The following is a 13285-nucleotide window of genomic DNA, read 5'->3' as shown; positions in this document are numbered from 1 at the left end:
CGAGCGTCCGTCAGTCGGCGTGAGTCAGCCGGATGTATCCGTACGGGTTGAAGAACAGATCGTCCTCGTCATAGCGGTCGCACGCGCCGGTGCGCAGCAACCAGCGCGGAGCGTCCTCGGCCATCCGGAACCCGGCGCCGTCCTCGATGTCCTCCGCGCGCGGATCGGTCAGCAGGTAGATGGCGAGCGTGTCCAGGTGCGCGACGAGCTCGGCCAGCCTGTCCTCCGTCGGAAGCTCCGCACCGACCTCGATCTCCACATCGGGCGCGCCGAGCAGGTGCATGCCGCAGCTGTAGAGCACCTGACCGTCGTGGAGCGGTCGCTGCACCCAGGCGCTGACCAGCGCGTCGGCCAGGGCCTCGTCCGTGGCGTCGGCCGCTCGACCGGCCAGCGCGAGCCAGCGGTCCCGGCCGTGCGCGATCCCGCTGCTCTCGTTCTTCACCGCCGTGGCTCCGGACCGCAGCAGCGCGGCCGTCACCGCCAGCAGCCGCCGGGAGGTGTCGAACGCCAGCTCCCGCATCATGGGAGCGGACAGCAGGTAGCCGACGGTGTCGTGGGACTCCACTGCGGCCCAGTCCGCCTCGTCGAACGAGGCCGCCGCCATACTGGCCTCGAACGCCTCCGGCATCCGAGGGTCGGGTTCGGCCTCGGAGTATTCGCGGTCGAGGACGAAACCGCCGAAGCCGGCCGCAGTCCGCTCGATCTCCGAAAGATCCAGCCCGGCGCCGAGCACGCACAGCACGTGCCGAGGAAACGCATCACTCATCCCGGCACGTTATCGATCATTGCCGACGCCTCGGGGCGATTCCCCCGATCTCCCGGAAGGGCCGGCTACGTCCGCTTGGCAACGTGCAGCTCGCACACGCCGTCCGTACACGACCGCCGCAATCGTCCCATCGAGACGGTCTGCGCCAGGCCGATCAGCCAGCACGTCGGGCACCCGCGGAAGGCCAGGAGCGCCACCGGCGCCAGCACCAGGCTGACCGGCCCGATCACCGGGATCAGCGCGACCGAGCCGATCAACGCCCCGAACCCCACCACGCCACGCGCCAGATGCCGGGGCAGCGAAGCGCTGGCGAACTCGTGTCCGTCAGTCATCGCACACCCCCTCGCCCAGCCGGTCCTGCACGGCCGCGCGGGCGCGGTGCAGGCGCGACTTCATCGCCGCCACGCTCAGGCCCAGCGCGTCGGCGGTCATCCGGCCGCTGAGGCCCTGGACGTCCCGCATGATCAGCACCTGCCGCTGGTCGGCCGGCAGCGCCGCGATGGCCGCCGCCACCCGCGCCGCCTCCAGCCGCTCGAACACCTCTTCCTCCGCGGACCGCATGGCGGCGCCGTGGAGGGGAGGCGGTGGCCGCAGCGCCAGCCTGGCCCGGCGTACGCATTCGTTGCGGATGATCCGGAACATCCACGACACCAGGGCGCCGGTGGCGCGCAGCGTACCGATCTTGCGATAGAGGACGATCAACGCCTCCTGCGCCGCGTCCTCGGCGTCCTCCGGCGTGGCGCACAGGTGGCGCGCGAAGCGCCGCACGTGCGGGTGCGCGCCCGACACCAGCGCGGCGATCGACTCGGCGTCGCCGTCGCGGGCCGCCGCGATCACCGCCTCGTCCGGCCAGGTCGTCGTCTCAGCCACGCGTACGCCTCCTCCGCCGCAGCACGACCACGCTACAGGTGCAGATGAGTACGACGGCGACCGCGACTCCCACAGCAACGATCACGACAACCTCTCCTTCGTCGGTGACGGAACGCATATGAGAGGCGCCGGACCCGCCAGAGGATTCACCCGCCACGCGCGACATCGATGGTGCGGGTTCGTGCCGGGGCGGCCACGCAGGCGGTGGGCCGGGACCGAGGCCGCGGTGTCGACGCCGTCGATCCGGGGTCAGGAGGTGAAGAGATCGAGAAGGGCCGCGCCGCGCCTGGTCAGGTGGACGTAGATCTCCCTGCCGTCGCGCCGCCGGGTGACCAGCCCCGCCGATTCGAGGCGCTTGCAGTGGTAGGTGATCACGCTGGGGTGGCATTTGATGCGCCTGGCCAGAACGCCCATCGACATCGGCTGGTCGACGCTGGCCAGGATGGTCGCCCGTGCGTCGCCGAAGAGGAACTGGAGCTGCTCCTCGGTGTCCTTCGGCCGGGGCGCCGTCAGGTACGGCGGGGGATAGCCGATCCAGACGGCGTCCGGACCGTCGAAACGGACAATGAGCGCGTCCGGCCCGGCGAGCATGGGGATCAGCACCAGGCCCCTGGACTCGATGGAGAACTCGTCGGGACCATAGTCGGGGACGCTCAGCGCGCCCTCACTGAAAGTGCAGTCTGCGTGCACGTCATTGAGCACGACATCGAGTGCTCCTCGGGCGCTGGCCACGGCGATCCGCTCGACTTCGCGATCGAACAGCGCGCGGGTCTGCTGCCATTCCGGATACATGGCGGACCATGCCTGCCCCAGCAGGTCGGCAAATCCGTGCAGCCAACGGCGAGGGTGCTTCATCGCGGGCTGCCAGTGGGGCGGCGGTCTCCCGTCGGTGATGGAGTCCAGCTCTGTTTGTAACGCGTCGGGCGACAGATCGCGAAGCATTTCGAGCTGCGTGGGAACGTCCAGATCTCGGCTGAAGTCTCCGGGGAACGCGACATCGGGAAATATGGTGTAACCGGGTGCCGAGAGCGAATCCACCACCATTCCGTCGGGTGCCACCGCGGCAGAGCGCACCAGTTGCCGCCATCGTTCGGGGGCACCCCTGTCCCGGCCCGCGAGCGCATCGCAGATCAGCGCGAGCATGGACAATCCGGGGACCATCGTCACGGTCACGGGTACCCGATCAAGTCGCTCAATGACCAGGCGCGTGCGCATTGGTAACTCTTCCTCTCGAGCTTCGGCAAATAGGAAGCAGCGTCTCACGGTGGCGCATACAAACTTGCTTCAGCGGTCGGCCGGGATACCGGAAAGCGGTGATCGCCCGCGTCCTAATCACACGTCCGCATCACCTGATCTGGCTGGCGCGCAGATGTTCGCGTACGGCGGGAGTCAGCACCTGACCCGCACGGTCCGCCATGAGCGTCATGTGGTACGCGACAAGCGCCGCGTCGCAGTCGGGCTCGGAGAGCACGGCCAGGCAAGCGCTTTCGCCGATCGACATGGTGGTCAGCATCATGCCGTTCGCCATCTCCACCATGCTCTGAACGACCCCACCCCCGTCGAGGGCGCAGGCCGCGGCCACCGACAGGCCGACCAGCCCAGAGGTGATCGCGGCCAGCCGGCCGGCCCGGTCGACGGGGAAGCCCGAGGACGTCGCCAACGGCAGACCGTCGGCGGAGAAGAGGACGACGTGGACGACTCCTGGAACGATGCCGACGAATTCGCTGATCAGCCAGTCGACCTCGTACGCCATGTAGCTCACGTCGTTCATGCGCCCTGTCCTCTGTGCTTCGGGTCAGGGGCGGCCCTGCCCATGCTGATGTCGTCGCGAGCGGACCGGTAGCCCTGCTGGAAGCTGGACAGGCGGCTGCGTACCCGGTCCGCCGAGACGGACGGCATCGGCGGGACATCTTGGGGCGTGGAGGCCGTGGTGGCCGAGCCCGGCACCAGGTTGGCCTTGGGCACCCGCTTGGGCAGCCCGGTCGCGGTCTCGCCGTCGCGCACCGGCTCCACGGCGGCGGCTTTGGCGGCGTTCCATCCGGCGTCGGCCGCCCCCCAGCTGACTCCCTGCTCGAACCACGCCGACTCGATCGAGGCGTAGATCGGCAGATACTCGTCCGAGGCTGCTTTGGCGGCCGGAATGGGACCGGTGGACGCCGACGCCGTGTCGGGGAAGTCATAACCGGACGGCCGCTGCGGCGCGTCGTCCATGCCGCCGCGCAGGCCCAGGTTGGGACGCCTGGGGAAGAGCGTTTCCTGGCTCGGCGGGTCGTACGGTCTCCTCGGCGGCGCCCACGGGTCGGCGGTGGCGTACGAGCCGGTGTCGGAGGACGGCCAGCCGCCGGATCCCCCCGGCCTCTCCGACGGCGTGAGCCAGGCGCCGGACGGGTGGGACGGGTGGGACGGGTACGAAGGATGGGCCGGACCCATCTGGAACGAGCCCCACTGCGGTGGGGTGGGGACAGCCTCGGCGGAGCCGCCGGGATAGCTGGGCGCCTGCGCGGCGAGCATCGCCTCGGGCATGAGGATCATCGCGGTGAGCCCCCCGGATTCGTGCGGGCGCAACTGCACCCGGACGCCGTGTCGGTGGGCCAGCCGCGCGACCACGAACAGGCCCATGCGCCGCGACACCGACACGTCCACGGTGGGCGCGTCGATGAGGCGGTCGTTGGCGATGGTGAGCTCGTCCGGGGTCATGCCGATGCCGGAGTCGGTGATCGACAGCATCATGCCGCCCCCGTCGATCCTGCTGCCCGACACCGTCACCTGGGTCTCCTGCGGCGAGAACGACAACGCGTTCTCCACAAGCTCGGCGAGCAGGTGAATGATGTCGTTGACGGCCTGGCCGGCCACCGCGACGCCGTCGGGCACCTGGAGGATGACCCGCTCGTAGTTCTCGACCTCCGACAGCGAGGCGCGGGCGACGTCGACCAGCTTGACGGGCTTGCTCCAGCGGCGGGGCGTCTCCTGGCCGGCGAGAACCAGCAGGTTCTCGCTGTTACGCCGCATACGGGTGGCCAGGTGGTCCAGCCTGAACAGGTTGCCGAGCCGCTGCTCGTCCTGCTCGCCCTGCTCCAGCCCGTCGATCAGGGTGATCTGCCGCTCCACCAGCGTCTGGCTGCGGCGCGACAGGTTCACGAACATCGCGTTGACGTTGGCACGCAGGCGGGCCTCCTCGCCCGCCAGCCGGACCGCCTCACGGTGGACCTCGTCGAACGCCCGCGCCACCTCGCCGATCTCGTCCTTGGAGGAGATGGCGATCGGCGGCACGTGTATCGCCTTCGTGTCGACCTCGCTGTTGCGCAGCTGCCGCACGAGCTCGGGGAGCCGCTGGCTGGCGATCATGAGCGCGTCCCCGCGCAACCGCCTGAGCGGCCGGACGAGCGAGCGGGCCATGACCGCGGTGATGGCGAGGACCAGGAGCAGCAGCACGGCGAGGATGATGATGTTGAGCGTGGCCGCGGACCGGTCGCTGGACTGAATGTCGGCGCTTCGGGTGCCGACCTGCTCCAGCAACGCCCGCTGAACGGTGTGCAGCCGGTCGACGGTGTCGCTGATGGCGTTGAACCACAGGGTGACGTCGTTGGAAGTCGAGGTGTCGAGCCGCCGCAGGGGCAGGCCGGCATTGGCGAGGAACACGGCCCTGTTGATGTAGAACTCGCCCCGGCCGACCTCCACGCTGGCGACCGTGTTGTCGTGGAACTGCCGCTGCGCCAGCGTGGCCACGGCGCGAAATGAGGCGCGTTCGCTCTCGCGGTTGGAGCGGGCGTCGAGAAAAGCCTTGCGCTCGGGCTCTTCGAACGACCCTTTGACAAGCGCGATCGTCAGCAGCCCTCGCAGCTTGGCGGCCTCCTCCTCCGATCGGGCGACGGCTCGCAGCGCGGCGCTGGTGGAGATCAGCTGCTCGTCCGTCGAGCCCTGCCCCACCTCGTCGTACAGTTGCAGCATCTCCGCGATGACCTCGGAGTACTTCTCCATCGTCGGGAGCGGCGGCAGCTGCGCGTTCTGCCCGGACACGGTGGCACGCAGCGAGGCGAGCTGGGTCAGCCTGATGCGGACGAGGGCCAGCTTCCTGCGACCGAGATCGGACAGCGAGTCCTCGACCTCCGCGGCCGTCGCGCTCGTACGCTGCACGCTGGAATCGACGATCCGCCGCTGGGCCGTGAGCCGCTCCAGCTGCGCCGATGCCCTGTCGGAGGCGACATAGTACGCGGAAAGGTCTCGCTCGAGTGCCATTTCGCGGGACAGCTCGCCGAGCTGCGTCACCAAGGAGCCCACATTGCTGATGCGCTGATTCTGCTCCGCGCTGCTGATCGATATGCCGACCCGCAGCGCGCCCAGGACCACGGCCACCAGGGTCGGAATGGCGATAAGCGTGATGAGGCGGGTTCGCACCCGCCAGTTCCGCAACGCCATCGGGTTCCCATGAGCGGGAACCTGCTCCACCGACGCCTGCTCCGGTGACTTCTCGTCGGCCACGAACCGTTCCTGCAGAACGGGAACGCCGGCACGACCAACTTGGGTCATCTTTGTCCTTACCGATGGCAAGCGTCCCCCGGACGGCCTGCCTCGGGAGACTTCAGCCACGTCGCTGACTGAACGCGGGCAAGCTCCGGCGCCACTGACCGAGCACGGGCAAGCTCCGGCGCAATTCGACCACAAACCCCATTAGCTGGCCAACGCCAATCAAGGTACTAGATAAATCAACATTTGCACGTCTCTGCAAACATCACACACAGTAACTCGGCAGTTCGATCCCAGGAGCATCGGATCATTCGGCGCCGCACCCGCTGTTAGCGCTGGTGACGCAATTCATTTGCAGAGAAATCCAAGAGAAACGTCATCCGTCGCGCTTCAGCATCGATCTCGCCTTCGGTAATCTTCACGCTCGGTGCCCCGGTGCCGATCACCGGAGGCTTCCTGTGTTAGGAGAACCTCAAATGACCTGCAAAGTGCGCCGTCGCACTCTCGTGCTCGGCGTTACCGCCACTCTGTTATTCACCGGCTGCGGCGGAAACGGCCAGTCGGCCGGCTCGGGCGGCAACGGCCTGGAGAAGGCCACCATCAGGGTCGGCGCCATGCCGATTCCCGACCCCGTCTCCCTCTACATCGCCATCAACAAGGGCTTTTTCAAACAAGAGGGCCTGACGGTCGAGCCGGTCGCCATCGTCGGCGGCGCCGCGGCCCTTCCGCAGATCAAGAGCGGTCAGCTGGACATCACCCAGACCAACTACGTCTCGACCTTCCTGGCGGTGAGCAAGGGCGAGAAGTTCAAGCTCGTCGCGGACATGTACCAGGCCGGCCCGAACACCTACAACATCATGGTCCCGAAGGATTCGCCGATCAAGACCGTCGCGGATCTCAAGGACAAGACCGTCCTGGTCAACAACTTCCGGAACATCGCCACGTTGGCCGTCACGACCCAGCTGAAGGTGGCCGGTCTCACCGAGAACGACGTCAAATTCGCCGAGAAGCCCTTCCCCGACATGGGCAACGCGCTCCAGGCCGGACAGGCCGACGCCGCCTGGATCACCGAGCCGTTCATCACCGCCAACCAGAGCAAGCTGGGCTTCCGCAAGATCGCCGACACCATGACGGGGCAGACCGAGGACCTGCCGATCGCAGGCTGGATGGCCTCCGACGACTGGGTCAAAAAGAACCCGAAGACGCTGGCCGCCTTTCAGCGAGCCATCGCCAAGGCGCAGGAACTCGCGTCGAACGACCGTAAGGAGATCGAGGCGATCCTGCCCAAGTACACGAAGATCGATGCGAAGACCGCTTCGGTCATCACCCTGGGCACCTTCCCGAGCGCGCTGAGCGCCAACAGGCTGCAAAAAGTCGCCGACCTCATGCTTGAGTACAAGTACCTCGAGAGTCCGATCGACGTGAAGTCGGTCATCGCGACGCCGTCGGACGGATGAGTCATTCGCGGTCATTCCGCAGCGTCGCCGGCGTTGCGGCGTTCCTCGTCGCGGGAGAGCTGGTGATCCGGTTCGGGCTGGGCGACGGCGTGATCTTCCCCGCGCCCTCCGTCATCCTGATGGAGGCCGTGCGGCTGGTGGTCGACGGAGAGTTCCTGCTGGGAGCGCTCACGACGCTCACGAACTGGGCACTCGGCCTGCTGGTGGCGGTGGCGGTGGCGGTCCCGGCAGGCGTCCTGCTCGGCGCGCTGGCCCCGTTGGAGCGCGCCGCCCGGCCCGTACTGGAGTTTCTGCGGCCCATTCCCTCGGTCGCGGTCATCCCGCTGGCGATCCTGCTGATCCCGGTGGACGGCCTGATGAAGGTCGGCGTCATCGTGTACGCGTCCGTCTGGCCGATCCTGTTCAACACGTTGTACGGCATGCACGACGTCGACCCGCTGGCGAAGGATTCGCTGCGTAGCTTCGGATTCGGGCCGGTGGCCGTGCTCGGCAGAGTGAGCCTGCCCAGCGCCGCGCCTTTCGTCGCGACCGGCGTCCGGATCGCCTCCGGGGTCGCGCTGATCATCGCCGTCAGCGCCGAGCTGTTCGCCGGTGGAACCGCGGGCCTGGGCGTCTTCGCCATCCAGGCGGGCAGCGCAAACAGGACCGACCTCGTCATGGCGGCCACGCTGTGGGCCGGCATGTTCGGCCTGCTGGCCAACGCCTCGCTGCGGGCGGCCGAGCGCCGTCTGTTCGGCTGGCACCTGGCGCGGACGGGTGCGGCGCAGACGTGAGATCACTTGCCGGGGTCCTGGTGATCCTCCCTGTCATCGCCGCCTGGGAGCTCGTCACGCGACGGCTCGGAGACACCGACTTCCCACCGCCCACGAGCATCGTCGCCCGCATGCACGAGCTGTGGTTCTCAGGCCCGGCCGCGCGCCTGTTCCTCACCGACGACGCCGTGGACAACATCCTGCCCAGCATGGGACGCATGTTCTCCGGCTGGTTGCTGGCCGCGTTCATCGGAGTGGTGGCCGGCGTGGCACTGGGGCGCTCGCGGGTCGCGGCCGACTACGTGGACGCGCTGATCGAATTCGGCCGTGCCGTTCCGCCGCCCCTGCTGCTGCCGCTGTTCCTGGCGCTGTTCCAGGCCGGCCTGGCCATGCAGCTCGCCGCGATCGTCTCCGGCGTGATCTGGCCCGTACTGCTCAATTCGATCGACGGAGCCAGAAACGTCGACCGCACCTACACCGAGACCGCCACGGTCTTCGGACTGTCGAGACCGCAGCGGCTGCACCGGATCGTCATCCCCGCCGCCTCGCCCAAGATCTTCGCGGGCCTGCGACTGAGCCTGTCCCTCGCGCTGATCCTCATGGTGATCTCCGAGGTGTTCGGCAGCACGAACGGCATCGGCTACCAACTGCTGGTGGCGCAACGGAGCTTCGACACACCCGGCGTCTGGGCGACGATCGCCCTGCTGGGCATTCTCGGTTATATCGTCAACGCGCTGTTCGTGCTCGCGGAGCGCCGGCTGCTGATCTGGCACAGGCAGGCGAACCGTACGCCATGACTTCTGGAAAAGGACACATGCCGTCATCCGACAAGCTCCTCTGGGAAGCGGTCTCCGGTATCTCCCGATTCGCTGCACTCTTGACCATGGCGGAGCTCGGCGTGGCCGATCAGCTCGCGCATGGGCCGCTCGACACCGAAGAGCTCGCCGCACGGTGCGGGGCGCACGCTCCCTCGCTCCGCCGGGTCCTGCGCGAGCTGGCGGGCATCGGAGTCGTCCGTCCGTCCGGCGCCGACCGATACGCCCTCACCGAGGAGGGCTCGGCGCTCCGCTCGGACATCCCCGGCTCGATCCGCTCCTCCATGCGCATGCTGGGCGAGGAGAGCTTCTGGTACGCCATGGGCAAACTGCCGGACACAGTACGCGAGGGCAGCTCCGCGTTCGTCACCAGGTATGGAGAGCTCTACGAGCACCTGGCCCGCCATCCCGACATCAGCCACATCTTCGACGACTACATGACCGCCAGGGCCGACGCCTTCACGCGGGGCCTGGTCACGCGTTATGACTTCACCGGCGTCGGCACCATGGTCGACGTCGCCGGAGGCAGCGGCTCGATCCTGGCCACGGTCTTGCGCGCCAACCCCGGCATGCGGGGCATCCTCCTCGATCTCGACCACGTGGTGGCCCATGCCGGGGACGTGCTGGCCGCCGAGAACCTGGCTGATCGGTGCGAGGTGGTGGCCGGGAACTTCTTCGACTCGGTGCCCTCGGGAGGGGACGTCTACCTGCTTGCCAGCGTCCTGCACAATTGGGGCGACGACGACGCTGTGCGCATTCTGCGAAATGTCCGGCACGCCATGAAACCCGGCGGGCGCGTGCTGATCCTGGAAGTGGTGCTGCCCGACGACGCTGAGCCGCATCTGGGCAAGGACCTGGACCTGCGGATGCTGGCCATCTTCAACGGCGGCTCGGAACGGAGCCGACAGGAGTACGCGCAGCTCTTCGCCTCGGCCGATCTGGAACTGGGAGAGGTTGTGGAGTTGGGCGCGGGAGCAAGCCTCCTCGAGGCCAAGCCCATCTGACCCGGTCCGCATCGGGTGGCGCCTCAGGGTTTGTGCTACGCGGAGGAGGGAGCGTAGCTACGGAGGAAGGCCCGCACGCCCGCGGTGACGAGCCGGTCGACCTCCTCCTGGGGTAGGGGGACGGCGCCGTAGAACGTCCGCTGGTTCACGTCGGTGATGGTCAGCAGGGTGAGGTGGGCGGCGGCGAGGTCGGCGTCGTCGATCCGCAGCAGGCCGCGCTCGGCGATCTGGCGCAGGTACGGGGCGAGGCGCAGGTGCCCGGTCTGCGGTCCGGCCGCGATCCACGCCTGGAGGATCGGCGGCGGGATGTGGGCCGCCTCCGCCTCGATGGCCCGTACCAGGGCGAAGTGGTCAGGGAAGGCGGTGACCGCGGCGACCCTGTCGAGGGAGAAGTCGATGAGGTCCCGCTCCAGATCCACGATCTTGTGCAGGTGCCGGTCCATGATCTGCGCGATCGCGGCGGTGACCTCGTCGGCGCCCTCCAGCGCGACGGTCAGGAACAACTGCTCCTTGTCGGCGAAGTGCCGGTAGATCGTCCGTTTGGACACCCCCGCCTCGGCGGCGATCGCGTCCATGCCGGCCCGGGTGTAGCCGTCGCGGCCGAACACGCGGCGGGCGGCCCGGGTGATCGCCTGACGCTTCTCCGGTCGGCCGTACGGCTCGGCCTGGCGCAGGGTCATCAGCGTCCTTCCGGCTGGAAACTCCTCGATGCAGTGTAGGGGCGACCCGCGCGCCGGTGGGGCCTTGCGGGCCAGTCAAAGTATACCAATCAGTGTCATTAGGAAACTATCTGGTGTACTTTGGGCCGTGTGATCGCCGAACCCCTACACAAGGGACAAATCGCAGTCCGGTACCTCGCACTCCTGGCCACGCCGACCTCACTCAGCGCCAACAGCACCACCACCGCCATCCCCGATCTGGCCCGAGCCCTGGGCGTCTCGGCGGCCGACGCCACCTGGGCCGCCACGGCGTTCGGCTGGGGCGGAGTCCTCGGAGCCCCGCTCACCGCCGCGCTGCTGCGCACCCGCGGCATCCGCGCCGCCACACTCGTCAACAGCGCCCTCGTACTCCTCGGCACACTCCTGGTGGCCGGCGCACCGACGCTGCCGATGCTGCTGGCCGGACGCGCCGCCCAGGCCGCCGGCGGAGGGGGCCTGGTCACCATCGCCATCTCCCTGGCCGGGACCGCCTCGCGAGCAGGCGCCGTCACCGCCGGGGTCGGCCTGATCGGCGCGTTCGGCCCGCCGGCCGGCTCCACCCTGTCGGGGATCTCCTGGCGGCTGCCGCTGCTGCTGTCCCTGCCGGCGCTGCTGGCCGTCCCCGCCGTCCTACGCCACGCCCCCGTGCACCACCACCAAGCCGCCGCCACCCGTACCGACACCATCGGGATCCTGCTCGTGATGACGCTGGTCAGCACATTCGTCCTGATCCCGCGCCTGGAGCTGGTGGCCGTTGCCGCCTCGGCCGTCGCGGGCCTGCTGCTGACCCTGCACGTCCGCAAGAAGCCTGCCGGGTTCATCCCTCATCCGGTGATCCGCTCCCGGGCGTTCGTGACCGCGGCAGCGGTGGCGAGCACGCTGTCCACCTCCTACTTCGCCCTGCTCTACACCGTGCCCCGGCTGCTGGAACACCACTGGACGACCGGGCGGATCGGGCTGGTGACGCTCATCATGCTGGCCACCGGCTCCATCGCCTCGCTGTCGTTCACCCGGCGGGCCGCTCGGCTCGGTCCCGCCGTCACCCGATCCGTCCTGCTGACCGCGGGCGCCACGGCCGTCGCCCTGCCGTCGATCGCCCCGTGGCCGGTGCTCGTCGCGGCGTCCACAGCGTTCGCGGTGTTCGCGGCCACAGCGGCGATGGCCTGGTACGCGCCCCGCGTCGGCGCCGTCGTACCGGACGAGCACCGGGCCACCGCCGTGAGCCTGCTCACCCTGTGCTACCAGCTCGGCGGCGCCTTCGGCCCCGCGCTGGCCATCCTCCTGCTCGCTTGAGCGCCGGCAGCGCCGGGATCGCCGCCAGCACCACGGCGGTCAGCGCGGCGATACCGAGGAACGTCCTCTGCACCCCGGTGGCATCGGCGAGCAGCCCGAAGTACGCCGGGCCCGCGAGGTAGCCGAGATAGGCAACCGTGGAGATGGCGGACGTGGCCCGTCCTCGTGACCCGTCGGGAACGGGCCGGAGCCCGTAGGACAGCAGGGTGGGAAAGAGCGCCGAGGTGCCGACGGCGGCGGCGATGACGCCTCCCAGGGCGAGCGGCAGCGTGGCCGCGAACGCCGTCAGCACGCCACCGGCCGTGGCGATCGCGCTTGCCACGACCAGCGTGGCGATCGGGCGGCGCAGCGTGACCGTACCGGTGGCGAAACGGGTCAGTGCCGCCGTGGTGGCGAACGCCGCCGGCGCGACGGCGGCCAGCGCCGGCGAGGCGGTGAACGCGTCGGTCAGCAGGACGGCGCTCCAGGACTGGTAGGCGTTCTCCGCCGCGAACGCGAACGCGCCGATCGCCCCGACCATGACCAGCGCGATCCACCCCGACATGCGACCAGGACGCGTGGCGGCGCCCTCAGGTGCGGCGGCGTCGTCATCAGCAGGGGCCGGTCGCGTCGCGATGACGACGGCCAGACCGAGCGCCACGACCACCACCGCGCCCGCGGCGAAGTTCGCCAGCAGGCTGTCCGCGATCGCGGTGAGTGCACCGGTGGCCAGGCTCGAGAGCGCGACCGTGGCGGAGAACGCCGCGTGCGAACGGGTCACGACGGGACGTCCGGTTCGCTTCTCGACCGTCGCCGCCAGCGTGTTGAGCGCCACATCGGCCGCTCCCGAGCAGGCTCCCATCAACAGGATGCCGGCGCACAACGCGGCATAGTTCACCGCGGCGGCGGAGAGCACGACACCCATGACACCCAGCAGCGCGAGCAGTACTCCGGTGACACGCAGACCGAGCGCGTCGACGAGCCGCCCGGCCAGCAGCATGGCGGGCAGAGCTCCGGCGGCGATGAAGAGCAGTACGACGCCGAACCCCGCATCGCTCACACCGGCCTGGTCTCGCAGCAGGGGCAAACTGGCACCCCACACACCCCAGAAGGCGCCGAACCCTGCGAAGCCGAGGAACGGCGCCGCGCGAAACATGCCCGCGGAGCGAGCGATCACTGTGGACACC

The 13285-nt window shown here is 69.0% G+C and carries 13 protein-coding genes; 5 read left to right on the top strand and 8 right to left on the bottom strand.

The window, feature by feature from the left end; all coding sequences use genetic code 11:
• Positions 1-10: 10 nt before the first annotated feature.
• The 6 genes from ACWEPL_RS43425 to ACWEPL_RS43400 form a co-directional block, all read right to left on the bottom strand.
• On the bottom strand, positions 11-766 hold the full coding sequence (locus tag ACWEPL_RS43425) for a hypothetical protein (protein WP_452439635.1): 756 nt from the start codon (positions 764-766) through the stop codon (positions 11-13).
• Positions 767-831: 65 nt separating this feature from the next.
• On the bottom strand, positions 832-1098 hold the full coding sequence (locus tag ACWEPL_RS43420) for a hypothetical protein (protein WP_350724289.1): 267 nt from the start codon (positions 1096-1098) through the stop codon (positions 832-834).
• The gene (locus ACWEPL_RS43415) at positions 1091-1636 is read right to left on the bottom strand and encodes an RNA polymerase sigma factor (RefSeq protein WP_350724287.1); all 546 of its coding nucleotides are present in this window, start codon (positions 1634-1636) and stop codon (positions 1091-1093) included. The genes ACWEPL_RS43420 and ACWEPL_RS43415 overlap by 8 nt, the downstream gene beginning before the upstream one ends.
• A 249-nt stretch (positions 1637-1885) precedes the next feature.
• Positions 1886-2851 (bottom strand): MarR family transcriptional regulator, encoded by a 966-nt coding sequence (locus ACWEPL_RS43410; protein ID WP_363978695.1) that lies wholly within the window; start codon positions 2849-2851, stop codon positions 1886-1888.
• Positions 2852-2981: 130 nt separating this feature from the next.
• The gene (locus ACWEPL_RS43405) at positions 2982-3407 is read right to left on the bottom strand and encodes a roadblock/LC7 domain-containing protein (protein WP_350724283.1); all 426 of its coding nucleotides are present in this window, start codon (positions 3405-3407) and stop codon (positions 2982-2984) included.
• Positions 3404-6163: a nitrate- and nitrite sensing domain-containing protein gene (locus ACWEPL_RS43400; RefSeq protein WP_452439634.1), complete on the bottom strand. Its 2760-nt coding sequence runs from the start codon at positions 6161-6163 to the stop codon at positions 3404-3406. Before ACWEPL_RS43400 ends, ACWEPL_RS43405 begins: the two co-directional genes overlap by 4 nt.
• Before the next feature lie 413 nt (positions 6164-6576).
• On the opposite strand from ACWEPL_RS43400, the gene ACWEPL_RS43395 reads away from it, so the two are divergent.
• From ACWEPL_RS43395 to ACWEPL_RS43380, 4 genes are read left to right on the top strand one after another with little or no spacing between them, the layout of a single operon-like run.
• Positions 6577-7557, top strand: a complete 981-nt coding sequence (locus tag ACWEPL_RS43395; RefSeq protein ID WP_452439633.1) for an ABC transporter substrate-binding protein — start codon at positions 6577-6579, stop codon at positions 7555-7557.
• Positions 7554-8330, top strand: a complete 777-nt coding sequence (locus ACWEPL_RS43390) for an ABC transporter permease (protein WP_452439632.1) — start codon at positions 7554-7556, stop codon at positions 8328-8330. Before ACWEPL_RS43395 ends, ACWEPL_RS43390 begins: the two co-directional genes overlap by 4 nt.
• Positions 8327-9106 (top strand): ABC transporter permease, encoded by a 780-nt coding sequence (locus ACWEPL_RS43385; protein WP_350724275.1) that lies wholly within the window; start codon positions 8327-8329, stop codon positions 9104-9106. Before ACWEPL_RS43390 ends, ACWEPL_RS43385 begins: the two co-directional genes overlap by 4 nt.
• The gene (locus ACWEPL_RS43380; RefSeq protein WP_452439631.1) at positions 9103-10128 is read left to right on the top strand and encodes a methyltransferase; all 1026 of its coding nucleotides are present in this window, start codon (positions 9103-9105) and stop codon (positions 10126-10128) included. Before ACWEPL_RS43385 ends, ACWEPL_RS43380 begins: the two co-directional genes overlap by 4 nt.
• A gap of 35 nt (positions 10129-10163) precedes the next feature.
• On the opposite strand, the gene ACWEPL_RS43375 is transcribed toward ACWEPL_RS43380, so the two are convergent.
• Positions 10164-10808, bottom strand: coding sequence for a TetR/AcrR family transcriptional regulator (locus ACWEPL_RS43375; protein ID WP_363978710.1), 645 nt, complete (start codon positions 10806-10808; stop codon positions 10164-10166).
• 129 nt (positions 10809-10937) lie between these two features.
• Between ACWEPL_RS43375 and ACWEPL_RS43370 the strand changes: the two genes are divergently transcribed.
• Positions 10938-12119 (top strand): MFS transporter, encoded by a 1182-nt coding sequence (locus ACWEPL_RS43370; protein ID WP_452439630.1) that lies wholly within the window; start codon positions 10938-10940, stop codon positions 12117-12119.
• Here the strand turns inward: ACWEPL_RS43370 and ACWEPL_RS43365 are convergent.
• Positions 12055-13284: an MFS transporter gene (locus ACWEPL_RS43365; RefSeq protein WP_452439629.1), complete on the bottom strand. Its 1230-nt coding sequence runs from the start codon at positions 13282-13284 to the stop codon at positions 12055-12057. The genes ACWEPL_RS43370 and ACWEPL_RS43365 overlap by 65 nt on opposite strands.
• Position 13285: the final 1 nt, after the last annotated feature.

This window comes from Nonomuraea sp. NPDC004186, assembly GCF_053603495.1.
Note: the sequence above shows the minus strand (reverse complement) of the source record. Positions and strands in the feature narration are given on the sequence as shown.

Bases quoted from the DNA above. Each gene is read 5' to 3' on its own strand.
- ACWEPL_RS43425 (WP_452439635.1), bottom strand. From the start codon at position 766: ATGAGTGATGCGTTTCCTCGGCACGTGCTGTGCGTGCTCGGCGCCGGG.
- ACWEPL_RS43420 (WP_350724289.1), bottom strand. From the start codon at position 1,098: ATGACTGACGGACACGAGTTCGCCAGCGCTTCGCTGCCCCGGCATCTG.
- ACWEPL_RS43410 (WP_363978695.1), bottom strand. From the start codon at position 2,851: ATGCGCACGCGCCTGGTCATTGAGCGACTTGATCGGGTACCCGTGACC.
- ACWEPL_RS43405 (WP_350724283.1), bottom strand. From the start codon at position 3,407: ATGAACGACGTGAGCTACATGGCGTACGAGGTCGACTGGCTGATCAGC.
- ACWEPL_RS43400 (WP_452439634.1), bottom strand. From the start codon at position 6,163: ATGACCCAAGTTGGTCGTGCCGGCGTTCCCGTTCTGCAGGAACGGTTC.
- ACWEPL_RS43395 (WP_452439633.1), top strand. From the start codon at position 6,577: ATGACCTGCAAAGTGCGCCGTCGCACTCTCGTGCTCGGCGTTACCGCC.
- ACWEPL_RS43390 (WP_452439632.1), top strand. From the start codon at position 7,554: ATGAGTCATTCGCGGTCATTCCGCAGCGTCGCCGGCGTTGCGGCGTTC.
- ACWEPL_RS43380 (WP_452439631.1), top strand. From the start codon at position 9,103: ATGACTTCTGGAAAAGGACACATGCCGTCATCCGACAAGCTCCTCTGG.
- ACWEPL_RS43375 (WP_363978710.1), bottom strand. From the start codon at position 10,808: ATGACCCTGCGCCAGGCCGAGCCGTACGGCCGACCGGAGAAGCGTCAG.